Consider the following 24,440-nt stretch of genomic DNA (forward strand, 5'->3'; position numbering starts at 1 on the left):
AGGCCTTGCGCCTGCTCCTGTGCCTGTCTGGAAAAGCTGTTGGGTGCCATCCTGACCCCTGCTGCCCTTGCCATCTTCCGCCCCCAGCCCTTGACGCGACTGGAGAGCGGAGGTCGGGAAGACGACACCGGCGTCCGCCGGCGGCGGGCGTTGTGCCGCCCTGCCCAACACCTGATGGAGCAGACTATCGATCAAGGGATTGATGCCGCTCATGTCGTGCAGTCCTCATTGCCCAAGTGGGACGTCTGGGAGCCATGCGCGCAGCCTCGGCGACCCGGCCCTGATCGCAGCTTCCTCGGGCTTTTCTGTGCTGGCTTCAGCTGCCCTGGCCATAGCTGCGGGCCAGCTTGCGGCGCGTACTCACGTCCCCGAGCACTTCCTGCAACTGGCTCTGACGCGCCTTGAGCTGGACGGTCAGCTCTGACTCCAGCGTAGTCAGCGTGCGCAGGCGTTGTTCCAGCGCCCTGCGCGTCTCGGCGTTGCCACCTCGCGGCATGCGCAGCTGCTGCATCTTCTCGATATAGCTGGCCTGCCCGCCGAGTACCGCGGGCCAGTCACCCAGGCGCGCTGAGCGCAGCATGGCATTCATCTGCTCCAACAGCTCATCGCATTGCTGGAAGGTGTCATCGGCGAGCATTGCATTGCTGTCCATGGTCAGCCCATTCCCTTGTCGTGTACGGCAATCTGACGCCAGGCGTCTCCCAGCTCGTTGAGCAGGCGACGTGCCTCGTCGAGCTTTTCTAGGTCGTTGCCCAGATTGGCCTGCATGATCAGGCGCGCGATGTAGTCATACATGCGATCGAGATTGGTCGCGACCTCGTTGCCCTGCTCATGATCCAGGCAGGCACGCAGGCCTTCGGTGACGATGCTGGTCGCCTTGGCCAGCGACTGCCCCTTGGCGGCCACGTCGCCGGCCTCCATCTGCAGACGCGCCGCCGCCAGCGCGCGGTCTGCTCCTTCGAACAACATCACGATCAACTGGTGCGGGCTGGCGGAAAGCACACCGGATTCCACGCCGACACGGGCATAGGCATTGGCGCCACGATAGCGACTCATGGTGATTGGGTTCCCTTGTTCATGACGTTTGTCAGTATCTCTGTCAGATGTGGAGCCGTCGGCGGCACGTGGCCTCGACTGCGGGCATGGCCGGACTCATCGAATCTCGCAGGCGCATGGCGGATGGTCCGGGCCTGGGCCCAGTGGCCAAAGACCAATGTCTCAGGGCATCAGCCGCCGATCAGCCCGTCATGTCCCAGCTGTTTTCCAGCGTTTCCAGCTGACTGGTCAGGTAATCACTGGTGGATGTCAGGTTGGCCACCAGAATGTCGAGTTCCGTGAACTGCTCACGATAGCGCTCGATGGTGGCCTCGATGGTGTCTTCGGTCTGCTCATACTGGCTGGCGAGACTCTCCAGCGACCCTTCGATGCCTTCCTTAGTGCTTTCCAGCGTGCCATCTTCCCCGACCACCTCTTCCAGCAGACTGGACATCTGGCTGGCGAAACCACTGGTACCCGCCTTATCATCGGAGATGAAGAATCCCGACATCGCCGCCAGCTGCTCACTGTCGGCGGCCTCGATCACGGCGCTGTCGAATTCGAGCTTGCCATCGTTGGTACGGCTCACTCCCAGCGAGGAGAGCGCATAGAAATCGCCCTCACTGGTGAAATTCAGCGCCGAGGTCAGGCGGCTCTCGATGGTGCGCAGCGTCGAGTCCCCCAGCAATTCCCCCGCGGTCCCTTCATCGGCATTGAAGGCGGTGTAATTGTCGATGGTGTCCTGAAGATCGTTGTAGGCATTGACGAAGGTCTCCATCGCCTTGCTCACCGACTCGGCGTTCTCCTTGACGGTGACCACGCTCGCAGTCGTATTGGTCTCGCTCAGCGTCAGGGTCAAACCATCCACGGCATCATCGATGACATTGGAGGTGGCTTGCATGCTGATGCCGTTGACGCTGAATTCGGCATTGCGCGCCGCGACGACTTGCTCCATCCCGCTGGCGGCCGGGTCACTGCTTGTCGCGTCATAGCTCGCCGGGTCATGGCTGAGCAGGCTCTCGAGCTCTGCCACCTCGCCGCTGGTCGCGAGGCTCATCACCGCCTCGTTGCCCGTCTCATCCGAGGTCATCACCAGGCGATACGGCGTGTCGGAGCCATCATTGACGATCGAGGCCGTGACCCCGAGGCCCGCCTCATTGATGGCATCACGAATGCCTTCCAGGGTGTTGTTGCTCTCGTCGATGACGATGCTGGCGCTGCGCTCGGCATCCGCCGCATAGCTGCCGTCAGTGGCCAGCGTGCCCAATGACAGCGTCAGCGTGGTCGCGGTGCCATCACCGATGGCCTCATCGCGGCTCGCCTGCCCCGCCGTCGCCAGACTCTGCGCCTGTGCCAGCTGGGTGACAGCCACCGAATAACTGCCCGCACTCACTTCCGAGGTTGCCGTGGCACTGACGCCCGAGCCACTGGCGGTGGTCGTCATGCCGGCATAGGTCTCGGCATCGGCCAGCGCCGCGGCAGCGGTATCCAGGGATTCCAGGCGACTTTGAATCGTGCCCCAGGCCGACAACTCGGCTTCGTAACTTGCCTGCTGGTTCTCGATCGGCGTGAGCTTCTGACGCTCTGCCGTCTCCAGATCCGTCAGCAGACTGTTGAGGTCGAGCCCAGAGCCAATCCCCAGCGATGAAATCGTCGCCATATGCACCTCTCGATAGGGTGAAGGTATTTTCACATGCCCGCTGAGCCGCCATCAGGCGAAAAAGCACGCATACCGGGCGTATTTGTCTGTCTGAGTGTTGGGGCTATCGGCTCGGGCCTGGTGAACTTGAGGGCTTTCTTGTTCAGATGTTCTCTTGTGTGAGCGCCGTCTTTTCATGGTCACCCGCTTCTTTCGATTCCCCTCTTTTTGGATCGCCTTCTCTTTTAAGCTCACCTTCCGAGCGCACCCCGCACTAGACCTCAGACTACAGAAAGGTAGTCACCCTACAGCGCCTACGACGTATCGCTTACCGCACCGCAAACGTTTGCGGTTCATAATTGGCGCCATTGTGAACCAGCGGATTCAGATACTGGATCGACTCATTCCTGCTTTACCCAAGGACTGCGACGTGAAACGACACGGCATCTTGAACGGACCTCTCAGTGGCCACCTCGCCCGTCTCGGCCATACCCACACCGTGGTGATCGCCGACGCAGGCCTGCCGATTCCCGAGGGCGTGCCCTGTGTCGACCTCGCGGTGGTTCCCGGCCTGCCCGCCATGCTGCCGGTACTGGACGCCCTGCTGGCCGAGCTGTGCATCGAGGCCACGACCCTGGCCGAGGAGCTGCCGGTCAAGAGCCCCTCCTTCCATGACGCCATCGTCGAACGTCTGGATACACTGGATCGTCTGTCACTCACGCCGATCGCTCGCCAGCAACTCAGTCATGAAGCCTTCAAGGCGGCGCTACCCGAGGCGAGCGTCATCGTGCGCACGGGCGAGTGCACGCCGTACGCCAACGTGATCCTGCACTGTGGGGTGCCCTTCTGATGCAGAGCCATGCACAACCGAGAGTGCTGATGGCGCTCAAGGGCATCGACAAGGGCTTCTCAGGGGTCAGCGTGCTCAAGGGTGTCGATCTGACCCTACGCGCGGGGCGCGTGCATGCGCTGGCCGGTGAGAATGGCGCGGGTAAGTCGACGCTGATGAAGATTCTCTCCGGCGTCTATCGCTATGACGCCGGCACGCTGTGGCTGCGTGACGAGGAAGTGGTCTTCACCACTCCACGTCAGGCGATGGACAGCCGCATCGCCATCATCCACCAGGAACTCAATCTGGTGCCGGGCCTGTCCGCCGGCGAGAACATCTTCCTCGGCCGTGAGCCACGCACCACGCTAGGCACCGTCGACTGGAAGCGTCTGCATCGCGATGCCCGCCAGCTGCTCGACCGCCTGCGTCAATCGCTGGATTCCCGCACCGCCGTCAGCGAGCTGAGCATCGGTCAGCAGCAGATGGTCGAGATCGCGCGTGCGCTGTCGCTGGACGCCGAGATCATCATCATGGACGAGCCCACCGATGCGCTGACCGACATCGAGACCGAGATTCTCGCCGAGGTCGTGGCCGAACTGCGCGCCGAGGGCCGCTCGCTGGTCCTGATCACCCACCGCCTGAACGAGATCTTCAGCATGTGCGATGAAGTCGCCGTGCTGCGCGATGGCCAGATGATCCACCAGGGCCCGACGGCGGAACTGGATGAGGATGGCCTGATTCGCCTGATGGTCGGCCGCGAGCTGGCCGAGCGCTACCCTTATACGCCCGCCACCCCTGATGGCGAAGCGATGCTCGAGGTCGAGGATCTCGAGGCGCCGGGTGTCAAGGGCATCAGCTTCTCGGCCCGTCGTGGGGAAGTGCTCGGCTTTGGCGGCCTGATGGGCGCCGGGCGTACCGAACTGGCCCGCGCCCTGTGTGGCGATACCCGTATCAGCGCCGGCAGCGTGAAGCTGCATGGCCAGCCGGTGCGCTTCGCCTCGCCGGCCGAGGCATTGGCCGCGGGTCTGGTGTATGTGCCGGAAGACCGCAAGCAGGCGGGCCTGATTCTCCCTCACTCGGTGGCCAGCAACATGTCGTTGAGCGCCCTGCCCAGCTTCTGTGGCGCGTTCGGGCGTATTCGCCATGGCGAGGAAGCCGCCGCCGTCGAAAGCTTCGTCAAGAGCATGCAGATCAAGGTCAGCAATACCGACCAGCCGGTCGATACACTGTCCGGCGGCAACCAGCAGAAGGTGTCGCTGGCCAAGGCATTGATGCCGGCGCCGGAGCTGGTGATTCTCGATGAACCGACCCGTGGCGTGGATGTCGGCGCCAAGCGCGAGATCTACCTGCTGATCAACGAGCTCAAGCGCCAGGGCAAGTGCGTACTGCTGATCTCCTCGGAGATGCCCGAACTGCTCGGCCTGGCCGATCGCATTCTGGTGGTCGCCGACGGGCGCATCTCCGGCGAGTTCAGCCGAGAGAACGCGACCCAGGAAGCGATCATGACCGCGGCCTCCGGCCTCGAGAGCCCCCTCAGCAGTGGCAACGACGCCGCGAACGGCACGTCAACGTCCAGCGCTGCATCACGCGGCGCCACCCGCCCGTCTTCTACCCCCGATTCCTCCGCTTCCCGCCACGAGATGCCGAACTGATGTCTACTCCTTCTTCCTCTGCCGCCAGCGGCCGCCGCCTCGACGTCATGCGCCTGCTGGTCGACAACAAGGCGCTGATCGCGCTGGCCCTGTTGATCGCCGTGAGTGCCGGCCTGTCCGACAACTTCCTGTCTTCCGACAACCTGCTCAACGTGCTCCGCCAGACCAGCATCAATGCCATCATCGCCATGGGCGTGACCTTCGTCATTCTCACCGCGGGCATCGATCTGTCCGTTGGCGCGGTACTGGCGCTGACCGGCGCCTTCGCGGCCTCGATGACCGCCGCCGGCCTCTCCCCCTGGCTGAGCGTGCCGGGCACCATCATCGCCGGTGCCGGCCTGGGCGCCATTTCCGGCCTGTTCGTCGCCTTCGGTCGCATCCAGGCCTTCATCGTCACGCTGGTGGCGATGACGGTGCTGCGCGGTGCCACGCTCGTCTACACCGATGGCCGTCCGGTCTCCATCGGCGTCAGCGAAGCCGCGGACAGCTTCTGGAATCTGGGCGGCGGTTACTGGCTCGGCGTGCCGATTCCGATCTACATGATGTTCTTCGTCTACGTGCTGTGCTGGGGCGTGCTGCATCACACCCGCTTCGGACGCCACGTCTATGCGGTCGGGGGTGGTGAGAAGGTCGCGCGCCTGTCCGGCATCAACGTCAATCGCATCAAGATCAGCGTCTATGCCATCGCGGGTGCCTTCGCGGCACTGGCCGGTGCCATACTCGCCGCTCGCCTGGGTTCGGCACAGCCGAATGCCGGCACCGGTTACGAGCTGGACGCCATCGCGGCAGTCGTCATCGGCGGCACCAGCCTGATGGGTGGCCGCGGGCGCATCTTCGGCACCTTAATCGGGGCACTGGTGATCGGCGTGCTGAACAATGCGCTGAACATCATGGGCGTCTCCAGCTACTACCAGATGATCGCCAAGGGCGCTGTCATACTGCTTGCGGTACTGATCGACAGCCGTGCGCAGAAATAGAAGCGCAAGTTCGTAAGACACGACACGATTTCATTCCCTGCAGCATCGAAGACCCTCGCCCCCGTGCGCCAACCACGGGGGCCCTCCAGCGGGTCGCCGACAACAATGAAAGGACCATCGCCATGAAGAAGAACGGAAAACTGCTCACCTCCACGCTGACCACTGCCATCACTGCCGCAGGCCTGAGCTTGATGCCGGTGCAATCCGCCATGGCCGACAAGATCGCGCTGGTGGTCTCGACGCTGAACAACCCGTTCTTCGTCAGCCTCCAGCAGGGCGCCAAGGACAAGGCCGAGGAGCTGGGCCACGAACTGATCGTGCTGGATTCCGGCGATGACGCCGCGCGTGAGCTGTCCAACGTCGAGGACGCCCTGTCCCGCGGCGTCGATCTGCTGCTGATCAACCCGACCGATTCCGATGCCGTGGTCTCCAGCGTACGCACCGCCAATGGCCGCAATGTGCCGGTAGTGACACTGGATCGCAGCGCCAATGGCGGTCGCGTTGCGGCGCACGTCGCCTCCGACAACGTCGCCGGTGGCGAACTGGCGGGCAATTTCATCGCCGAGAAACTCGCAGGCAAGGGTGAGATCGTGCAGCTGGAAGGTGTCGCCGGTGCCTCGGCCACGCGTGATCGCGGTGAAGGCTTCATGAAGGCCATCGACGGCCAGTCCGGCCTCAGCCTGGTGGCCACTCAGCCGGCCAACTTCAACCGCACCCAGGGCCTGAACGTGATGGAGAACCTGCTGCAGGCGCATCCGGGCGTGAATGCCGTCTTTGCCCAGAATGATGAGATGGCGCTCGGTGCCCAGCGTGCCCTGCAGGCCGCCGGCAAGGACATCCTGCTGGTCGGCTTCGATGGCACTGATGAAGGCATCAAGGCCGTGCAGGCCGGCAAGATGGACGCTACCGTCGCCCAGCAGCCGGCACTGATCGGCAGCCTCGGCGTCGATACCGCCGACAAGCTGCTCAAGGACGAAGACGTCGAGAAGACCATCTCCGTGCCACTCAAGCTGATCACCGAGTAAGCGATCACACGGCTCACGCCGCCTGTATCGCGAGACAGGACGCCGGCCTCTGGCCGGCGTTTTTTCGTCTTTTTGCGTCTTTCCATCAATGGCGTGTCTTGCTCGTCTCGCAGGGCCAGTGACGCCCGCTCGACTTTCACCATCAGGCTCACCACCAGGGATAGAAAAGTGATTCGACTCAAGGATGTGGCGGCACACGCTGGAGTTTCGGTAACCACGGTGTCGCATGTCGTGAATGCCACCCGCCCGGTGGCCAGCGCGACCGAGGCGCGAGTACGCGAATCGATCGCCGCGCTCGGCTATCGACCGGACAGCGTCGCCCGCGCGCTGAAATCCAACCGCAGCCGCACCCTGGGAATGATTGTCACCAGTGCGCACAACCCCTTCTTCGCCGAGGTGATCCGCGGCGTCGAGGACCGCTGCTACCAGGCAGGCTACAGTCTGATCCTGTGCAACAGTGACGATATCGATGCCAAGCAGCTCAGCTATCTCGAGACGCTGCGGGATCGACGCATCGATGGCCTGGTGGTGATGACCGCCGAGAATGGCGCTGGCTTTCTCGAGGCGCTCAGTGCCCTGCCACTGCCGACGGTGATGATGGACGCCGAGCCCCAGCCGGGCTGGGACATGACGGTAGTCAATGATGATTCACGCCTGGGGGGCAGGCTTGCCATCGAGCACCTGCTGGCGCAGGGGATCGAGCGCATCGCCCTGCTGACCGGGCCTCGTGATCATGCCCGTTCCCGCGAGCGCCTGAGCGGAGCACTGGACGCCCTGCACGCCGCCGGCCTGGGGCTCGCCGAGGACTGGCAGATCGCGACCCAGTTGATGCTGGCCGACGGTCATCGCGCGGCCCACCTGCTGCTGGCCAATCCGGCCGACAGACCTGATGCCATCTTCGCCTTCAATGACCTGCTGGCGCTGGGCTGTCTGCGCGCCGCCCAGGACCTGGGCCTTGAGGTACCTCAGCAACTCTCGATCATCGGCTACGACGATATCGAGATCAGTGCCTACCTCTCACCCGCCCTGACCACCATCCGCCAGCCGATCTATGCGCTGGGCACCACGGCCGTCGATCAACTGATCGCGCGTCTGGAAGGCACCCCCTTCCCGGGCCAGACTCAACTGGCCCCGAGGCTGGTGGAACGCGACAGTGTCGCGCGGCCAGGCCAGTGCCTTCTGGGCCACGTTTGAGCGCAGCCAGGCTAGATCACAGATCTATACCAGATGAGCATCAAACATATCAAACAACAACATTTCTCTTATAGGTGAACACTGCCTACTCTGCCCCTCGTGAATCACCGCTGCCACGCTTGGCAGCACGAACATGAGGACACCCAGGTGACAGGCACTTCCCCTTCAAGCTCTTCCCAATCGGACACTGCCCGATCAGATACTGTCCAGGCAGGCACTGACACGCCGGCATCGACACCAGAGGCCGACAGCACGCCCGCTATTGGCCGCGGGTTGTTGCTGCTGATGGCGATCGCGGTCGCCGCGACCGCCGCCAATCTGTACTACAACCAGCCGCTGCTGGCGGAGATGGCCCGCTCACTGGGCGTGAGCCAGGGCATGATCGGCCTGATCCCCTCCGCGACCCAATTCGGGTATGCCGCCGCCATCCTTCTGATCTCGCCGTTGGGCGACACCATGGACAGACGCCAGCTGATCCGCAATCTGTCCATCACCCTGGCACTGGCCTCACTGGGCATCTTCCTGGCCCCCAGCTTCTGGCCGCTGTTGCTGGCAAGCTTCGTGGCCGGGCTGGGCGCCAACATCACCCAGCAGCTGATACCGCTGACCGCCTCGCTCTCCACCCCCGAGGCGCGCGGCAAGAACATCGCCACCCTGATGACGGGACTGACCATCGGCATACTGCTGTCACGCACCCTGAGCGGCAGCATCAGCGGATACTGGGGCTGGCGCAGCGTCTTCCTGGTCGCGGCCATCATCACCGTCATCATCGGTCTGCTGCTGCATCGTCATCTGCCCAGCCGCGCGCCTGCCGTGCAGATGGCCTACCCCAGACTGATCGCCTCGATGGGTACGCTGTTCAAGCAACATGCCCTGCTGCGGGAATCCGCGCTGACCGGCGCGCTGTGGTTCGCGGCCTTCAATGCCATGTGGGCGACGCTGGCCATTCACGTCACCGATGCGCCGTTTGACTACAGCGTCCAGCAGGCGGGGCTGTTCGGCATCATCGGACTGGCGGGAATCTTCGGTGCCAAGGCGGCGGGCCGACTGGTCAATCGTGTCGGCGCGGGGCGCCTGATCAGCTTCGCCCTGGTGATGGTGCTGGCGTCCTTCGCGGTGCTCGCCGCGTGGGGTGACAGCCTGGCCGGACTGATCGTCGGCATCATCCTGCTGGACCTGGGCGTCTTCGCGGCCCAGATTCCCAACCAGGTGCGCGTGTTCTCGATCGACCCCAAGGCCCAGAGCCGCATGAACGCCGTCTACATGCTGTGCTACTACCTCGGTGCGGCAGCCGGTTCCGCCATCGGCGTCAAGATGATGAGCGTGTATGGCTGGCAGGGCATGTCGCTGTTCGGGCTGGCACTGGCAGCGGTGGCACTGGTTCATCATGGTGTGAAGCAGCGCCGCTCGGCCTCTTCAACACAGTGAGATCAGGACAGTGAGATCAAGACAGTGAGACGAGAGCGCAAGCGAAGCGATGAAAGGCTGAGAGCCTGAGATGGCACCTGGCCAGCACGTCGAGTCATGGGCAATCACACCCCATGCCACGGCAGCTGGCCAGGCGCCTGAAATGGTGGCGCAATTCAGGTAAACTCTGCGCGCCATTTCGGTGCGTCGCCGAGGTGGTACGCGATTCACGACCCGTTATCGGGGCAAGAACCCGTCAAACCCTCGAGATCCACATGAAGCTCATCGTCAAACTTATCCTCGGCATCATTGCCGGCCTGCTGATCGGCCTGATGGCCCCGGATGCCCTCGTACGTGCCGCGCTGACCGCCAAGGTCATCATCGGCCAGCTGATCAACTTCACCATCCCGTTGATCATCCTGTTCTACGTCATGAGCGGCATCGCGTCGCTGCCGAAGAATTCCGGCGCCATGCTGGGTCGCACCGTCGGCATGGCCTACGGGTCGACGATTCTGGCCGGCATCTTCGCCTTCCTGGTGGCCAGCAACCTGCTGCCCGGCATGCTGTCCGGCATGGCACCGGTCGCTGAAGGCCGCGATGCCCTGACTCCCTTTCTCGATCTCGAAATCCCCGCGGCACTGCCGGTGATGACGGCCCTGGTGCTGGCCTTCGTGTTCGGCGTGGTCATCAGCCGCCGCGAACTGCCGACCCTGAAAAGCGCCGTCTTCGAATCGCGTGAAGTGGTCGAGGTGTTCCTCAATCGCGTCATCATCCCGCTGCTGCCCCTGTTCATCGCCGGCACCTTTGCCGAGATGGCCTACGAGGGCAAGGCGCTATCGACACTGGATACCTTCTGGAAGGTGCTGGTGCTGGCGATCGTGATGCACTGGATCTGGCTGAGCACGGCCTACCTGATCACCGGCCTGATCCAGCGTCGTTCTCCGCTGGGCCTCCTGCGCAACATGCTGCCGGCCTACCTGACGGCGCTGGGCACCATGTCGTCGGCGGCGACCATTCCGGTCAGCCTGCGTCAGACCAAGGCCAATGGCGTCAGCGATGAAGTGGCCAACTTCAGCGTGCCGCTGTGCGCCACCATCCACCTGTCCGGTTCCACCATCACCATCGTCACCTGCGCCACCGCCGTGATGATGATGAGCCACAACCTGGCACTCGCAAGCCTCGGCGAAGTGATTCCGTTTTTGATCATGCTGGGCCTGACCATGATCGCCGCGCCCGGGGCACCGGGTGGCGCGGTGATGGCGGCGCTTGGCGTGCTGGGCAGCATGCTCGGCTTTGGCGAGGCGGAACTTGGCCTGATGATCGCGCTGTACCTGGCCCAGGATAGCTTCGGTACCGCCACCAACGTCACCGGCGATGGCGTGATCGCGCTGTGGGTCGATCACTTCGCGCGCCGCGATGGTGTGGTGGCTACGCCGGAGCCGGATGCCGCGACCGGCGAAGCACCGGTGGCACGCTCACAGCCGTGAGCTGCAGCATGTGCTGAGCCACATGCGCTGACAGTCGTCAAAAGCCCCGCCTCTTTTCGGAGACGGGGCTTTTTCATGCCAGCGGCCATCCATACGCTCATCTCCACGGTCTTCCTCACGATCATCTTTACGGTCAGCCTGCAGGATGGGGTGCCGACGGGAGGTGAGACATGACGCCGCGCCGTGCCTGACACCCACAGGCCAAACGGCTACTATTGGCGCCCACGCGCGAGCGCTGTCATCGCTGCCGTACGCCATCACCCTGTTACCGTTGCCGGAGTGCCAGATGTCCCTGCTTCCCCCTGCACTGTTCTGTCCTTCGATATCACTACCGATATCTCGCCCGCGCCTGGCACGCATGTTCGCCACCCTGTCGCTCACCACTGCCAGCCTGACCCTCGCCCAGCACGCCAGCGCGCTGGAGATCGGCATGCCCGCCGATGGCGGTGTCAGCGTCAGTCCCGCCGTGTTGCTCGAAGCCGAGGGCACCCTCGATGACCAACTGAGCAGCCCGCTGATGCTCAAGCAGCTCTCAAGCCACGAGGCCGTGGAGCAAGGACTGAACGATGGTAGCCTCGACGCCGCCTACCTGACGCCGCAGATGCTCAAGGCACTGACCGAAAGCGGCATGTCACTGCGAGTGCTGGACGGCGCGGATCTCGACGATGTCAGCCTGGTCGCGCGTGACGAACTGATCCGCTACACCGAATTGTTTGAGCCGCAGGAGCTGCTGATCCGCTTCCTCAACGACACCACGCGTGCGGTGCGAGTGGTGATGAGCGATGACGATGCACGCTCGCATCTGGCCTTGAAGCAATGGGTCGAGGCCAAGGTCGGCTCCAGCATGCAGCTGGTCAGCCCGCGCTCGCTGGAAGAGCTCGAAGGCGATGAATATGTCGGCGATGCGCCCCAGGCGCTGATCAACAGCCGCAAGATGCACGCCGCCTTCCTCAACGGCGATGACGCGACGCGTCTGGTGGCTCTGCATCCGCTGTCTAAGGACTGGCTGCCGCGCGCCGACATGCTCGACCTGCCGCGTATGCTGCTGGTCAGTCGTGCCAATATCGAGGACGCGAGTCTTGAGTCCGAGCTCGAGTCGCTAGCCGTCGCACACGCCCGCATGCAGCAGAGACTGCACGGTGAGGAGCCGATGAAGCTCGCCTTCACGCTCAAGCAGGCCTGGCCGGCGGATGCCGGTGAGGCCCCGAGCCTGCCCAGGGTGGTACATGCGCTGAACGGGCGCGCTATCCCGACCGCCGACATGCGCACCGCCCTCAAGGACTGGCTGGGCGAGCAGCAGTCAGCGGTCAGCTGGCCTGCTATTCAGAAGTAGCCCCAACAGTAGACCCGGCAGTAGGCCCAGCAGTCACGCCCGCCACAGGGCGAATGACAGACACAAAAAAACCCGCCGATTGGCGGGTTTTTTTGATCAACGGCAACGATCAGGCGTCGAGGGCTTCAGCAATCTGGGACTGAGCCTTCGGGCCGATGCCCTTGACTTCAGAGATCACGCCATCGGCGTGAGCCTTGCGAACCTTGGCGACGTCGTCGTAGCCAGCGTCAGTCAGGGCACGGATAGCGGCAGCGTTGAGGCCGAGGTCTTCCAGAGAGGCTGCATCGGCTTCTTCGGTCGCTTCCTCGACGGCTGCGCCCATCGGCATCATGCGAGACTGGGCGATGGCCTGTTCGCGTGCCAGACGTGCCTTGTACTGCACCAGCTTCTGGTTGAACTCGTGTTCGACCTGCTTGCGGTGCTTGTCAGAGGCTGCGGCTTTCTCGCTCAGGCGTTCGTTGCGAGCGCGCAGGTCTTCGACTTCCTTCTTTGCCTTGTCACGGGCATTACGGAGCTTGTCGGCTTCTTTGCTGGCTTCACGCAGCTGACGCTCCAGCTCCTTGATGCGGGCGTTCTGGTCCTGCTTGGTGTCCTGCTCCTGAAACAGGGATGCAAGCTGGTCGTCAAGATTAGCGTCGGTCATACTGCTATGTTGCCTCGAATAATTGATAAAGAGCTAAAGTCTGGGCGCACATTCTACCGCAGTTCTTCAGTTTGTGCTGCATTTGAGCGCAACCCGAGCGGGATGAATGTGAATCGGGGGTCCTGCATGGGGCAATATTACCCCAACTGTGTGACATCGCCAGTCACGGACGACACTGAACGCGGGATGAGACGTCACTGAACGCACACGACAACCGCACTATCGGCGCCATGGCGCAGGTCACGGAAAAGACAGCCCGCTGATCATGGGCTTTCTTTTTTTCGCGGTTACCCAGCACTTGCGCAGGCCTGTCAGCAGAGATCTCAGTGTCTGCATCGGACTCAGTGCTTGCGCCAGTCCTCGAGCTTGTCGCTCAGCTGCTGACGACGCGTGTCGGGCGATGCCAGCGTCTCGGACTGATGACCTTCCCCGAAGCGATTCTCGAGATAGTCCATCAGGTTGATCAGCTCATCATCGGTCAGGCTGTCATCGAAGGCCGGCATGAAGACACTGTGGCCATTGTTCTCACGCTGCACGCCATTGAGGATCGCCTGAGCCAGATTGTCCGGATAGACACTCCCGGTCACGCTGTTGTGGAACAGCGACGGGTAGTAGCCATCCTGGGTGCCGGCGCCATCCGCGCCGTGACACATGGCGCAGTGGCCCAGATAAAGACGCACGCCCGGAGTGGCGTCGGTCAGCTGACCGATCAGGTCTTCATCATCGGGGCGCTTCTCCAGCGGCTGACCACGCAGCAACAGCACGTCATCGGCCGGTGCGCCCTGATTGAAGCGCGTGGCGACCTGCGGCTCGCTTTCGGCCTCGCGATCGCCATCATTGACCGCCTCGCCCTGCTCGCCCTTGCCATCCACCGCCGGAATCGACTTCAGATAGACCGCGATGGCGCGCAGGTCATCTTCACTCATGTGACGCATGGAGTGTTCGACCACATCCGCCATCGGGCCGCCAGCCTGCGCCTTGCCCTTGAGGTTGCCGGTCGCCAGATAGGTCTGGATATCCTGCTCACTCCAGCTGCCCAGACCATCCTGCATGTCGGGCGTGAGGTTGAAGGCGCGCCAGCCTTCGATCATCGCCCCGCCGAGATAGCCTTCTTCATCACCGGTCAGTGCCGTTTCCTGGAAGGCGAAGCCACGCTCGGTGTGACAGCTGCCACAGTGGCCCGGCCCCTGAACGAGATAGGCGCCACGGTTCCAGTCGGCGCTCTTGTCGTCGTGGTCCTGCCACGGCTCCAGAGGCGAGAAGATCTCTTCCCACAGCGCCATCGGCCAGCGCATGTTGAGCGGGAAAGGAATCTCGCTTTCGCGGTTGGGCGTGCTGCTCGGCGTCACCTCATGCATGTTCCAGGCGTAGAGCGCCTTGATGTCCTCATCCGTCAGACGGGCGTAGGACGGGAACGGCATCGCCGGATAGAGGTTGTGACCATCGGCAGCCTCGCCCTCGCGCAGCACACGGGTGTACTCCTCGAGGGTGTAGTTGCCGATGCCGTGCTCGGTGTCCGGGGTGATGTTGGTGGCGTAGATTTCGCCCACCGGCGTCTCGAAGCCGAGGCCACCGGCATATTCATCGCCGTCCTCGGTGCTGTGACAGGCCGCGCAATCGCTGGCGCGCGCCATGTACAGGCCCTTCTCGATCAGCGCGGGGTCATTGGTAGCGGCCTTGTCGGCTTCCACCTGCCTGGCGTGCTCGTCATCACCGCTGCCACAGGCACTGAGCAACAAGGCGCTGGTGCCAGCAATGGCGGCCAGGCGGACGGCACGGGTCAGGCGTGCAGGGCGAAGGATCGGGCGGGCACCGCGACCTTTCTCATCAATGGCATCACGGGTGCCAGCAGTACGGACGTGCGGGACCATGCTTATATTTCCTGTTCGAGCAGATCGGCAATACGCAGAGACAACGCCGCAATGGTCAGGGTGCAATTGACCGACCCGACGGTGGGCATGCTGCCGGAGCTGGCGACAAACAGGTTGTCATGGCCGTGCACTCGGCAATCGCGATCCACCACGGAGTCTTTGGGGTTGTCTCCCATCAGGGTCGTACCGCAGATATGCTGGTTGTTGGAGAACTCATCACGGAACGCAATGTCGGTGCCTCCCATCAGCTGAGCGATACGCGCATATTGTTCACGGGTATGCGCGGCGCTGCGCTTGACGTAATCATCAATAGCATAACGGAATTCCGGGCGCGGCAGGCCGAGAGCGTCACGTTTTTTTGACGGCGTGATGCGATTGGCGGCCTCCGGCAACAGCTCGTGGAAGCTGTCGAACTGCACATAGCGGCTGGCGCGGTTATCGATCTGCGCCTGCAATTCCGCACCGAGCCTTAGCGGTGTTTCCGACAGCACCTCCGTCGTCATCTGCTGCGTGCGGGCAATGTTGGACAGGTGCAGCTTCTTGGACGCGAAGTCCTTGCGGAAGTCGCCGTCGCGCCAGGTGATGATCGAGGTCATCTCCTGAGGGCCACGCCCGGCCCACAGCGGCTCATCGGCCAGAAAGCTCACCCCGGTGCCGGGATGGTCCATAAGATGCCGGCCGACCATGTCGTTCTGGTTACCCACCCCATCGGGGGTATGGGCGTTGACCGACATCTGCATCAGCTTGGGCGTCTCGATGCCATTGGCCGCCAGCACCACCCGCGCCGCACTCAGGCGATGCTGCTTGCCGTCGGGGTCCAGATAGCGCACTTCGCGAATCTTGCCGCGGGCGTCGCTTTCCAGGTGATGCACGATGGCATTGTCGATCAGTCTGGCACCGGCACGTTCGGCCTTCTCGACATGGATGATACCGGAATACATCGCGCCGATCGGGCAGATGGGCATGCAGTTGTTGTTGCCACAGCAGGTCGGGCGCTCATCATAGGGGCGGCTATTGCGCGCCACCGGCTCGGTGACCATGTCAAAGCCGTGGGGATTGATGCGCTCGCTGACCCGCCGCTCGTTCCACGACAGCGGCAGCGGCGCCATCGGATACTCGGCACTGCGCGGGCTGCCGAGATCGACATCATTCGGCCCCCAGACACCCAGCGCGACCTCGGCACGGAAGTAATAGTCTTCCAGGTCGTCATAGCCGATCGGCCAGTCGCGCCCGACGCCATACTCGCTCTTGAGCACGAAATCGCTGGGCAGGAAACGCCAGGATGACGCCGCCCAGTGCCAAGTAGTGCCGCCGACAGCGCGAATGTACTGGGCGTCGTAGGCCTGCTCGCCCTTCTGCACCAGATAGTCGGCATTCTCGCCGTAAAGCATTGGATGGGGCGCCGCCTTGCTGGCAGGATAAGGCCCCATGAAGTCCATCTTGTTGGCCTGGTTGCGGAAGCGCTCGACGATCTGCCAGCGCTGCATGCGCGGGCCTGCTTCCAGCATGATGACCGACTTGCCGGCCTCGGCCAGGCGATGTGCGATCAGGGCACCGGCGACACCAGACCCGACCACGATCACATCGGCATCATACGAACGGGATTCCTCGGCCATGCAGGATTCTCCTCGGGGGAAATGGGAACAGCAACAGGGGCGGTCAGGACGCCGCTGACAGGTCTAGCACGCAGGCGATGTCAGTAGCTGATGCCATGCTCGGCAAGAAGCTCAAGGCCAAGGGCAGACTCAAGCCCCGCCGACCTACCACGCGCTAGTCTGGGGAGAAAGGGTGGCCACTCAGGCCTTGGGTACCTCTGCCCAGAAACCCGGGCGGTTAGGACAATAGCTACGCACCACCTGCACATCGCGCGGCCCGGCATACATGCCAGCGCGCTCGAAGGCGATAACCTCGGCAGCGGGGTCACTGATCGACTTTCCGACCGTGCCCAGCATCCAGGCTTGCAGCAGACGGCGCACCAGCGCCATCTCGCCGCCACTCAGGTCTTCTTGAGTCAGGTAATCACGCGACTCGCCCAAGGCCAGCAAGCGGGTCTTGAGGGCCGGCAAGCTGCCGACACCGGGCACTCCCTCAGCCGGAATTCTCGCCATCGCCTCGAAGTAACGCTGACCCAGCCGCTCATCCAATGTCTTGTCGCTGAGTAACCAGCGCGACAGGGCCATGAATGTCGCGAAGGCACTGTCATCCTGGGTCTGATGCTCGTCAGATACTGTCTCGGCCAGGGCCTGAAGGGACAGGCCGCCGAACACGGCAATGCCTGCTCCACCCAGCCCCAGCTTCAATAGCTGACGACGTGAAGGATTAGTAGCGCTCTGGGATGTCGACATGCGGCCCTCTCGGACAATGAATGGTTCACTCGGCGCCAGCTCACAGCGCACAAGGCGGTAATGCCACCTGAGCTGCACTCAAGCAACCAAGCATACCTTCTGCGGCTTTGGAGAGCTCTTGAGCAGCCCCTACACAGGGATTGATGAGCAGTATGGTAACAAGCGCCATCACATTATAGACAAACGTATAATGAACAAGGAGTTCCTGTTTAAGCAACGCCAGAGGCATGCTTTGCGCAACCCAGCCAGTTCACAGGCAAACGTATCTTACTGGCCTAATGACAAGGATTGGTCGAAACCGCGAGAGTTACCAGCGGGTATCGGTAAGTCCGTGCGAATGCCTTGGGCTGAAAGCGGCGTCAACCGCGCCTGCCTGACGCTCGCCGGTAGTTCCCTGACTGTGCTCGGCGCAGTAGGATGTGGGCAAAGGCAGCAGGTGTGGCCAGACTGGCTCGCTCTCGAGCCGACGCACGCGCCGTCCATCACTCGACTTCAGGGAAGACTCGCCATGCTTCGTCACTTGCGTACTCCGCTCGCTCTACTCATGTGCACCGCCGTTCTTGCCGGGTGTGAGAGCGCCTCGCGCATGGCCGACAGCATTTCACTGCCGGACTTCGGCTCCTCGCAGACCGAACAGGGCGAGCAGCGCGTCCAGCGCACCGTCGCCTTCCCGGAGGCGGAGTACGCCAAGCTCGACAAGACCGGCAGCTCGGTGATCAAGGGCCGCATGTCCTATGAGTGGCAGGGCCAGACGATCTACGCCAACCGTGCGGGCATCTCGATCGCGCCGGTCACCACCTACTCCGCTGAAGCCGCGGAACTGGCACTGGCAGGCAAGACGGCGTCTCGCGCCGACCCGCGTGCCCAGGCCTATACCCACATCGTGCGCACTGACAGCAATGGCTACTTCAATGCCACTGGCCTGCCATCCGGCACCTTCTATGTCGCCGGTGTCATCCAGCTGCCGGACGGCACACGCAGCCCGCTGATTCTCAGTCAGGTGCAGATCGGCCGTGGCCAGACCCGCACCATCGAGCTGAGCCGCTGACAGCCCGCGTGTTTCTCTTGCTCTGCTTGCTGCCCTTGCACCGTCGGATGATGGCCACCGCACCATGACGACACTCTCGCTGCGCGCCTATACCCCGCAGGCCACGAGTCATGACCACGACCACCACCAGCTGGTGCTGCCGATCCGCGGCCATCTCGATATCCAGGTCGGCAGCCATCACGGCACCGTGGTCACCGGCGAGTGTGTCATCATTCGCCCCGGGGAGTCGCACCTGTTTCATGCCAAGGACGCCGCGCGTTTCATCGTCGCTGACCTGGACTACCTGCCCGACAATCTCGCGGCGTCGCAACGCGTGGTGTTCTCGATCAGCACCCTGCTGATGAACTACCTGCTGTTTCTCGAAGCGCAACTACAGGGTGAGGTCGACAAGCACATCGATCAGCTCTCCATCGCGCTGTTTCTCGGTCTGCTGGAGAAGCAGACCTGTGATCAACGCGTCGATCGTCGTCTGCTCAGAGTGCTCGACGTCATGAACGCGCAGCTGGCCCAGCCCCACGATGTGGCATCCCTGGCCCGACTCGCCCACCTGAGCCCGACCCAGTTCCACAAGGTGTTCCGCGACAATCTGGGCGTCAGCGTCAAGCAGTACCTGACCGCCAGACGCATGGAGCGCGCGCGGGCGCAGTTGATCCATACCGATCTCAGCGTCCAGCAGGTCGCCGAGGCCGTCGGCTATCAGAACCTCTCCGCCTTCTCTCGGCGCTTTTCCTGCTACTTCGGCCAGTCGCCACGCGAGATGACGCGCCAGTATTCGAGTCTCACTCCCGCGAGCGACTGACTCGAACATCTGAACAAGCGATTGAGCACCCGAACCCAGCAGTCAATCACCGCATGCTGGTGGTATATGACGTTTTTTGCTTCTCCTGGCAGATCAGAGCGTAGTTTCAGCACAATATATTCTCGCGATGCGGCGTAATCTCGTGCACACCGAGATACACTTCATTGCGAGCCATCCACCATGCAGCACTCCTTCTCCCGGACGCCCTTCCGCCCAGCGCTGGAACGCCAGATCGGCAATCTTTCCGTCCTCACGGCCGCCCTGCTATGGGGCACGACCGGCACCGCCGCCCACTTCAATCAGGATGTCAGCCCGTTGGCCACCGGCGCCTTCGCCATGGGCTTTGGCGGCATTCTGCAGGCCGTGCTGTCGCGACGAATCCTCCATGAGGAGCTGGCCGCCCTGCTGGTCCACAAGCATCTCGTGCTGTGGGCGGCGCTGTTCATCATCGTCTACCCACTGGCCTTCTATTCGGCCATGGAATACACCGGCGTCGCGATGGGCACCGTGATCACCATCGCCACGGCGCCGTTAGCGGCAGCGGTGCTGGAATATGTGCTGGATCGCAAGCGCGTCAGTGCGCGCTGGTACACGGCGCTGATGCTGGGCATGGCCGGCGTGGGGTTGATGGCCATGGGCGAGACACGCCTGGCAGACACGGCGGCAAACGCCACTGCCAGCGGCGTTGCCAGCGAGAGCCACAAGCTTATCGGTATCGGGCTGGGCGTGCTGGCCGGCGCCAGCTACGCCACCTATTCGCTGCTTGCCAGACGCATGATGCTGCTGGGCGTGCATCGCCGTGCGGCCATGGGGGCGATGTTCGGCTGTGCCGGCGTCCTGCTGTTGATCGGCCTGGCCATCAGCTGCCTGCTCCTCGATCCACGTCTGTTTGCCACGCCGGTGAATTCGGCGGTCGCCATCTACATGGCACTGATCCCGATGCTGCTGGCCAGCCTCATCTTCGGGCGCGGGCTCGCCAGCGTGCCCATCAGCCGGGTGACGGTTCTGACCATGTTCGAGCCGCTGGTGGCGGGCCTGTTGGCCGTCATCGTGGTCGGCGAGCAGTTCACGCTGATGGGCGCCATCGGCATGGTGCTGATCATGACCTGCCTGATGCTGCAATTGCGTCCGCAGGCAACGCAGGCACCGATGGCCAGCCCGCAGGCAGACCTCGCGGCCTGGACGACGCCCGACACGGCCTGCGACGCGCTAGCTGAGACACACGGCGACACTGCCCACTGGGGTGAGCATGATCCGTGGAGCGATACCGAGCATGGCCGCGATGCCAAGCAAGGGTCGGAGCAAGGATCGGACCCATGGCAGCGTCATGACGCCTGACGGCATTGATGAAATTGAGGGCAAGTCACAGTGCGCACTGAGCGGCAGCCAGCCGGCGCGGCAACTCAACTGCTCGAAAGTGGTTCCAGCACACTTTCGCCAGCGCTCATGCGGCGACTGAAAACGGCCAAGGGATTGGCAATACACGCAAGGACATCACCATGACAACCACACGCTCCGATATCGCCGGGTCTGCAAGGTCGACCGACATGGGAAGCCTGGCCGTCCTGTTTGCCGCGCTGCTGTGGGGCACCACCGGCACGGCGGCCCACTTCAATCAGGATGTCAGCCCGCTGGCGACCGGCGCCTTCGCCATGGGCGTCGGCGGCCTGCTTCAGGCAGTGATCGCACGGCCCAATATCATGGGCTGCCTAGGCCTTTTGATGGCGCAGAAGCGCTGGGTATTGCTCGGCGCCGTGTGTGTCGTCATCTACCCGCTGGCCTTCTACTCCTCGATGAATCTGGCCGGCGTCGCCATCGGCACGGTGATCACCATCGCCACTGCGCCACTGGCCGCGGCGATTCTGGAGCGCCTGTTCGGCCACCACCAACTCACTCTGAGCTGGTATATCAGCCTCGCGCTGGGCATTGCCGGTGTGGCGATGATGGCGATGGGCGAAACGGCCACTCATGGCGGGGAACTTGCCACCGTCAGCGCCAGCGGCGACCCGATGGTGACAGGGTCAGGGGGCGTGCCTGATGCTGACTGGCAACGTCTGGGCGGTATCGTGCTGGGTATCATTGCCGGCACGACCTACGCCGCCTATTCGCTGATCGCCCGGCGCATGATGGACCAAGGCACCCACGCCCGCGCTGCCATGAGCAGCCTGTTCGGCGTCGCCGGTATCGCGCTGATCGCCGGCCTGGGTCTCAGCATGCTGATGGCCGACCCGCGCCTGTTCGCCACCCCCGGCAACACATCGGTCGCGCTCTACATGGCGCTGGTACCGATGTTCCTTGGCTATATTGCCTTCGGCTACGGCCTGAAGACCGTTGCCGCCAGCAAGGCCACCCTGCTCACCCTGTTCGAACCGCTGGTCGCCGCGCTGCTCGCCATCACCATCGTCGGGGAACATATCGCACCGCTCGGCTGGCTCGGCATGGCGCTGATCGCGGTCTGCCTGCTGATTCAGGTGAAGCCAGCAACCGCCTGATCAACGCGAGCGGCTCGACGAGATGGCCCCGGAAACGAAAAACACAAAGCCCCAACCTGAAATTCAGGCTGGGGCTTTGCATTGCTGGGCATAAGCTCTCGGGCTCACGCCATCTCAATCACTCGCCGTGAAGAGCGCGCGCCGTCAATGCGAGGCAAGCTCGCCGGCATCCACTTGCGGTGTTATCCGACGTACGCCCTTGGCATCCTGCGCGTAGGCACGATGTCGCACATCCCAAAGCTCCACGGCATGCTGGATGTTGAGCCAGAACTCCGGCGTATTGCCTAGCGCAGCCGCCAGCTTGATGGCCATCGGTGCCGTCAAGGTGCCCTTGTCATGCACGATACGGCTCAGGGTATTTCTATGCACTCCCATCGCCTCGGCCAGGGTGCGGATATCGATGTTCATCGGCTCCAGAAACTCTGCCGTCAACATCTCTCCTACCGTCAGCGGGCGCCGCTGGGTGTTTCTCATCACTGCTACCTCCTCTAGCCCTTGTAAGCAGCGGGTCTAGATGTGTTTGATGGGCGACCCCTGCCTCCCACCGGAAGATGAGTCGATACTGCTTGTTGACAAGAATCGAGCAATAACCTGCGAGATTGCCCTGCAGATGCTCGAACCGATTGCCCGGTGGAACCCTCAGATCAGACTCCTGACTTGCGGCATCGAGAATCTGCAACTTTCGGTAGAGCGAACTGGAGAGCGCCGCAGGTATCTTGCGGTGGCCAACATCATGCTCATAGAAGCGCTCGAGCCACACATCCCTGAATTCCACCGCCATGGCAGCACCTTTTTTCCTCATTCTATGCACAACCACGTTGTGCATCAAGCGGTTCTACCCTGACGCTACCCCCCAGGAAAAACGCCCAACGAGTCCAGGACTCGTTGGGCGTTTCATATTCCTCTGCCCTTCACACCAGACGCTCAACCACTCACGCCGCCGTCTTGCTGGCCAGTTCTACCTTGGCAAGCTTGCTCAGCCCGCCGTAGACGACGAAGGCGACCATGACACCCACGACCGGCGGCATGAAGGGTGAACTCCAGGCGCACAGGCAGGCGATGGCGTAGGCGGCGAGACCCGGCCAGTGGTAATCGACCTTGTGCATCTCGGCGAGGCGCGGATACTGCCCTTTATGACCGAGCCAGAAGTTGGCCATGATCACGCCGCCGATCGGCGGAATGAAGGTGCCGAGCAGAATCAGGAACGGAATCAGCCACTCATACATGCCGAGTACCGCCAGCACTGTGCCGATGGCCGCGCCGCCCAGAGTGACACGCTGGCGATGCGGCGTGCGCAGCAGATTGCAGCCGGCGATGGCGAAGTTGTAGATGGTGTTGTCCTGGGTGGTCCAGATATTGAGGAACAGCATCAGGACGGCGAGGCTGACCAGCCCCTGGGCGATCATCACGTCAACGATATCGGCTTGCTGGTAGATCATCGCGCCGAGCGCGCCGGTGAGCACCATCAGGCCATTGCCAGCGAAGAAGGCCGCCAGGGTGGCAATGACGGCGATCTTCGGCGAACGCGCGAAGCGGCTCCAATTGGTTGCCTGGGTGCCACCGCTGATGAAGGTGCCGATCACCGCGGTGATGGCGGCCGTCCAGCTCATGGAGTCCGTCGGCGTCAGTGACGCAAGGCCTGCCACGCCGCCGACATCGACCATGCCGGTGTAGAGACTGAACAGGATGAACAGCAGCATGGCCGGCACGGCGATGCGCGAGAGCATGTCCAGCCCGCGATAGCCGATCATCGCCGTCAGACAGAAGGCAAAACCGAAGATGATCATCAGCGGCGTGGTCAACCACTCCGGCAAGCCGAGTGTCTTGACCAGCACGATGGCGATGGTCGCGGTGCCCCAGGCGTACCAGCCGATCTGGGTGAACCCGAGCACGAAGTCAGACAGGCGACTGCCCTTCTCGCCAAAGCACAGCCGTCCCATCAGCACTGAATTCAGACCACTCTTGCAGGCGATATAGGCCAGGGCAGCGGCGTAACCACCGAGCAGCAGATTGCCGATCACGATGATCCACAGCAGTTCATTGAGCGCGAACGCGGCACCCAATGACCCACCCGCCCACATGGTGGCGGTAAAGAAGGTGAAGCCGAGCAGCACCATCGAGATGGAAAGCAGCCCACGTCGTGCCGAAGCGGGCACTTCGCTCAAGGGATAATCATTGCCGGATTCGCCTGTCATCGATTGCTGATCTGAGGTGCGGTCTGAGGCGTGCGGTGAGGAGTTTTCTGCCATGAGTGCCTTCCTGGAGCTCGGTCGTGAGTCGTCGAGTCTTGTGGTGGTGTCAGCCTGCCCGAACGCCGGCCACCGCCCCCTGCGCGCAAGGTGGTGGTCAGAGCGGCGGTCGCTACCCTACCACCACGCAAGATTCACGCCACCCATCCTCAAACCGTGCAAGACGCCAGCTCGTCGTCTGCCTCATGAAGCTGACACAGGCGTCAGGATCTGGCCTGTCAGCAGGCGCGGTTGGGCGCAGGACCGCCTCCAGAAATGATTTCGCGACTAGTCCGGCGCAGTACCCACAACCCTTCAATTACGCAGACTTTGGCATCAACTTGAGTGCCAGACACCAGAACGCCACGCGGCGCACTCTTTCAGTGCAGCGCGTGGCGTGGCTCGAGGCGTCCTGCACTGACATCGAAACCTGACG

The 24,440-nt window shown here is 62.9% G+C and carries 22 protein-coding genes; 12 read left to right on the plus strand and 10 right to left on the minus strand.

The genetic code is table 11. From position 1 onward, the window contains the following. Positions 1–316 precede the first annotated feature (316 nt). The 3 genes from CLAM6_RS09270 to fliD form a co-directional block, all read right to left on the minus strand. Positions 317–652, minus strand: coding sequence for a flagellar protein FliT (locus CLAM6_RS09270; protein ID WP_153635842.1), 336 nt, complete (start codon positions 650–652; stop codon positions 317–319). A gap of 2 nt (positions 653–654) precedes the next feature. Continuing rightward, entirely contained in the window at positions 655–1,056 is a 402-nt protein-coding gene (gene fliS / locus CLAM6_RS09275) for a flagellar export chaperone FliS (protein ID WP_153635843.1), read from the minus strand. A gap of 181 nt (positions 1,057–1,237) precedes the next feature. Further along, positions 1,238–2,695, minus strand: a complete 1,458-nt coding sequence (gene fliD, locus CLAM6_RS09280; protein ID WP_153635844.1) for a flagellar filament capping protein FliD — start codon at positions 2,693–2,695, stop codon at positions 1,238–1,240. A 175-nt stretch (positions 2,696–2,870) separates the two neighbouring features. Here fliD and rbsD point away from each other — a divergent pair, with 175 nt between their 5' ends. The 8 genes from rbsD to CLAM6_RS09320 all read left to right on the plus strand — a co-directional run bounded on the left by rbsD (position 2,871) and on the right by CLAM6_RS09320 (position 12,578). Further along, positions 2,871–3,524 (plus strand): D-ribose pyranase, encoded by a 654-nt coding sequence (gene rbsD / locus CLAM6_RS18155; protein WP_217485810.1) that lies wholly within the window; start codon positions 2,871–2,873, stop codon positions 3,522–3,524. Further along, a complete protein-coding gene (locus CLAM6_RS09290; RefSeq protein ID WP_153635846.1) occupies positions 3,524–5,155 on the plus strand; it encodes a sugar ABC transporter ATP-binding protein in 1,632 nt (543 codons plus the stop codon). Before rbsD ends, CLAM6_RS09290 begins: the two co-directional genes overlap by 1 nt. Continuing rightward, the gene (gene rbsC, locus CLAM6_RS09295; protein WP_107334720.1) at positions 5,155–6,132 is read left to right on the plus strand and encodes a ribose ABC transporter permease; all 978 of its coding nucleotides are present in this window, start codon (positions 5,155–5,157) and stop codon (positions 6,130–6,132) included. Before CLAM6_RS09290 ends, rbsC begins: the two co-directional genes overlap by 1 nt. Before the next feature lie 122 nt (positions 6,133–6,254). After that, complete coding sequence (rbsB, locus tag CLAM6_RS09300; RefSeq protein WP_107334719.1) at positions 6,255–7,157, plus strand: ribose ABC transporter substrate-binding protein RbsB; 903 nt, start codon at positions 6,255–6,257, stop codon at positions 7,155–7,157. Between the two features lie 168 nt (positions 7,158–7,325). Beyond that, the gene (locus CLAM6_RS09305; RefSeq protein WP_153635847.1) at positions 7,326–8,351 is read left to right on the plus strand and encodes a LacI family DNA-binding transcriptional regulator; all 1,026 of its coding nucleotides are present in this window, start codon (positions 7,326–7,328) and stop codon (positions 8,349–8,351) included. Positions 8,352–8,498: 147 nt separating this feature from the next. Beyond that, positions 8,499–9,779, plus strand: coding sequence for an MFS transporter (locus tag CLAM6_RS09310; protein WP_242007636.1), 1,281 nt, complete (start codon positions 8,499–8,501; stop codon positions 9,777–9,779). 254 nt (positions 9,780–10,033) lie between these two features. Next, the gene (locus tag CLAM6_RS09315) at positions 10,034–11,245 is read left to right on the plus strand and encodes a dicarboxylate/amino acid:cation symporter (protein WP_054556589.1); all 1,212 of its coding nucleotides are present in this window, start codon (positions 10,034–10,036) and stop codon (positions 11,243–11,245) included. 358 nt (positions 11,246–11,603) lie between these two features. Next, entirely contained in the window at positions 11,604–12,578 is a 975-nt protein-coding gene (locus CLAM6_RS09320) for a hypothetical protein (protein WP_153635848.1), read from the plus strand. A 109-nt stretch (positions 12,579–12,687) separates the two neighbouring features. Here CLAM6_RS09320 and CLAM6_RS09325 read toward each other — a convergent pair whose 3' ends face one another. The 4 genes from CLAM6_RS09325 to CLAM6_RS09340 form a co-directional block, all read right to left on the minus strand. Continuing rightward, positions 12,688–13,221, minus strand: coding sequence for a hypothetical protein (locus CLAM6_RS09325; RefSeq protein ID WP_054556587.1), 534 nt, complete (start codon positions 13,219–13,221; stop codon positions 12,688–12,690). 341 nt (positions 13,222–13,562) lie between these two features. Further along, positions 13,563–15,092 (minus strand): c-type cytochrome, encoded by a 1,530-nt coding sequence (locus CLAM6_RS09330; RefSeq protein WP_153635849.1) that lies wholly within the window; start codon positions 15,090–15,092, stop codon positions 13,563–13,565. 2 nt (positions 15,093–15,094) lie between these two features. Continuing rightward, entirely contained in the window at positions 15,095–16,708 is a 1,614-nt protein-coding gene (locus CLAM6_RS09335; RefSeq protein WP_153635850.1) for a GMC family oxidoreductase, read from the minus strand. A gap of 180 nt (positions 16,709–16,888) precedes the next feature. Next, a complete protein-coding gene (locus CLAM6_RS09340) occupies positions 16,889–17,437 on the minus strand; it encodes a sugar dehydrogenase complex small subunit (RefSeq protein WP_153635851.1) in 549 nt (182 codons plus the stop codon). 586 nt (positions 17,438–18,023) lie between these two features. Here CLAM6_RS09340 and CLAM6_RS09345 point away from each other — a divergent pair. From CLAM6_RS09345 to CLAM6_RS09360, 4 genes are all read left to right on the plus strand, one after another. Next, positions 18,024–18,485, plus strand: a complete 462-nt coding sequence (locus CLAM6_RS09345) for a carboxypeptidase regulatory-like domain-containing protein (RefSeq protein ID WP_153635852.1) — start codon at positions 18,024–18,026, stop codon at positions 18,483–18,485. Between the two features lie 64 nt (positions 18,486–18,549). Next, a complete protein-coding gene (locus CLAM6_RS09350; protein WP_153635853.1) occupies positions 18,550–19,284 on the plus strand; it encodes an AraC family transcriptional regulator in 735 nt (244 codons plus the stop codon). 180 nt (positions 19,285–19,464) lie between these two features. Beyond that, positions 19,465–20,622 (plus strand): DMT family transporter, encoded by a 1,158-nt coding sequence (locus CLAM6_RS09355; RefSeq protein WP_153635854.1) that lies wholly within the window; start codon positions 19,465–19,467, stop codon positions 20,620–20,622. Positions 20,623–20,783: 161 nt separating this feature from the next. After that, a complete protein-coding gene (locus CLAM6_RS09360; protein ID WP_153635855.1) occupies positions 20,784–21,776 on the plus strand; it encodes a DMT family transporter in 993 nt (330 codons plus the stop codon). Between the two features lie 144 nt (positions 21,777–21,920). Here the strand turns inward: CLAM6_RS09360 and CLAM6_RS09365 are convergent, their stop codons facing one another. From CLAM6_RS09365 to codB, 3 genes are all read right to left on the minus strand, one after another. Further along, on the minus strand, positions 21,921–22,250 hold the full coding sequence (locus CLAM6_RS09365) for a HigA family addiction module antitoxin (RefSeq protein ID WP_153635856.1): 330 nt from the start codon (positions 22,248–22,250) through the stop codon (positions 21,921–21,923). Next, on the minus strand, positions 22,138–22,602 hold the full coding sequence (locus CLAM6_RS09370) for a type II toxin-antitoxin system RelE/ParE family toxin (RefSeq protein ID WP_347237555.1): 465 nt from the start codon (positions 22,600–22,602) through the stop codon (positions 22,138–22,140). Before CLAM6_RS09370 ends, CLAM6_RS09365 begins: the two co-directional genes overlap by 113 nt. Before the next feature lie 106 nt (positions 22,603–22,708). Then, positions 22,709–23,971: a cytosine permease gene (gene codB / locus CLAM6_RS09375; protein WP_153636878.1), complete on the minus strand. Its 1,263-nt coding sequence runs from the start codon at positions 23,969–23,971 to the stop codon at positions 22,709–22,711. Positions 23,972–24,440: the final 469 nt, after the last annotated feature.

Origin of the sequence: Cobetia sp. AM6 (assembly GCF_009617955.1) — a bacterium.
GTDB lineage: Bacteria > Pseudomonadota > Gammaproteobacteria > Pseudomonadales > Halomonadaceae > Cobetia > Cobetia amphilecti.

Coding starts and splice junctions, on each gene's coding strand:
- CLAM6_RS09270 (WP_153635842.1), bottom strand. CDS start 652: ATGGACAGCAATGCAATGCTCGCCGATGACACCTTCCAGCAATGCGAT.
- fliS (WP_153635843.1), bottom strand. CDS start 1,056: ATGAGTCGCTATCGTGGCGCCAATGCCTATGCCCGTGTCGGCGTGGAA.
- fliD (WP_153635844.1), bottom strand. CDS start 2,695: ATGGCGACGATTTCATCGCTGGGGATTGGCTCTGGGCTCGACCTCAAC.
- rbsD (WP_217485810.1), top strand. CDS start 2,871: ATGGTCACCCGCTTCTTTCGATTCCCCTCTTTTTGGATCGCCTTCTCT.
- CLAM6_RS09290 (WP_153635846.1), top strand. CDS start 3,524: ATGCAGAGCCATGCACAACCGAGAGTGCTGATGGCGCTCAAGGGCATC.
- rbsC (WP_107334720.1), top strand. CDS start 5,155: ATGTCTACTCCTTCTTCCTCTGCCGCCAGCGGCCGCCGCCTCGACGTC.
- rbsB (WP_107334719.1), top strand. CDS start 6,255: ATGAAGAAGAACGGAAAACTGCTCACCTCCACGCTGACCACTGCCATC.
- CLAM6_RS09315 (WP_054556589.1), top strand. CDS start 10,034: ATGAAGCTCATCGTCAAACTTATCCTCGGCATCATTGCCGGCCTGCTG.
- CLAM6_RS09320 (WP_153635848.1), top strand. CDS start 11,604: ATGTTCGCCACCCTGTCGCTCACCACTGCCAGCCTGACCCTCGCCCAG.
- CLAM6_RS09325 (WP_054556587.1), bottom strand. CDS start 13,221: ATGACCGACGCTAATCTTGACGACCAGCTTGCATCCCTGTTTCAGGAG.
- CLAM6_RS09330 (WP_153635849.1), bottom strand. CDS start 15,092: ATGGTCCCGCACGTCCGTACTGCTGGCACCCGTGATGCCATTGATGAG.
- CLAM6_RS09335 (WP_153635850.1), bottom strand. CDS start 16,708: ATGGCCGAGGAATCCCGTTCGTATGATGCCGATGTGATCGTGGTCGGG.
- CLAM6_RS09340 (WP_153635851.1), bottom strand. CDS start 17,437: ATGTCGACATCCCAGAGCGCTACTAATCCTTCACGTCGTCAGCTATTG.
- CLAM6_RS09345 (WP_153635852.1), top strand. CDS start 18,024: ATGGCCGACAGCATTTCACTGCCGGACTTCGGCTCCTCGCAGACCGAA.
- CLAM6_RS09350 (WP_153635853.1), top strand. CDS start 18,550: ATGACGACACTCTCGCTGCGCGCCTATACCCCGCAGGCCACGAGTCAT.
- CLAM6_RS09355 (WP_153635854.1), top strand. CDS start 19,465: ATGCAGCACTCCTTCTCCCGGACGCCCTTCCGCCCAGCGCTGGAACGC.
- CLAM6_RS09360 (WP_153635855.1), top strand. CDS start 20,784: ATGACAACCACACGCTCCGATATCGCCGGGTCTGCAAGGTCGACCGAC.
- CLAM6_RS09365 (WP_153635856.1), bottom strand. CDS start 22,250: ATGAGAAACACCCAGCGGCGCCCGCTGACGGTAGGAGAGATGTTGACG.
- CLAM6_RS09370 (WP_347237555.1), bottom strand. CDS start 22,602: ATGCACAACGTGGTTGTGCATAGAATGAGGAAAAAAGGTGCTGCCATG.
- codB (WP_153636878.1), bottom strand. CDS start 23,971: ATGACAGGCGAATCCGGCAATGATTATCCCTTGAGCGAAGTGCCCGCT.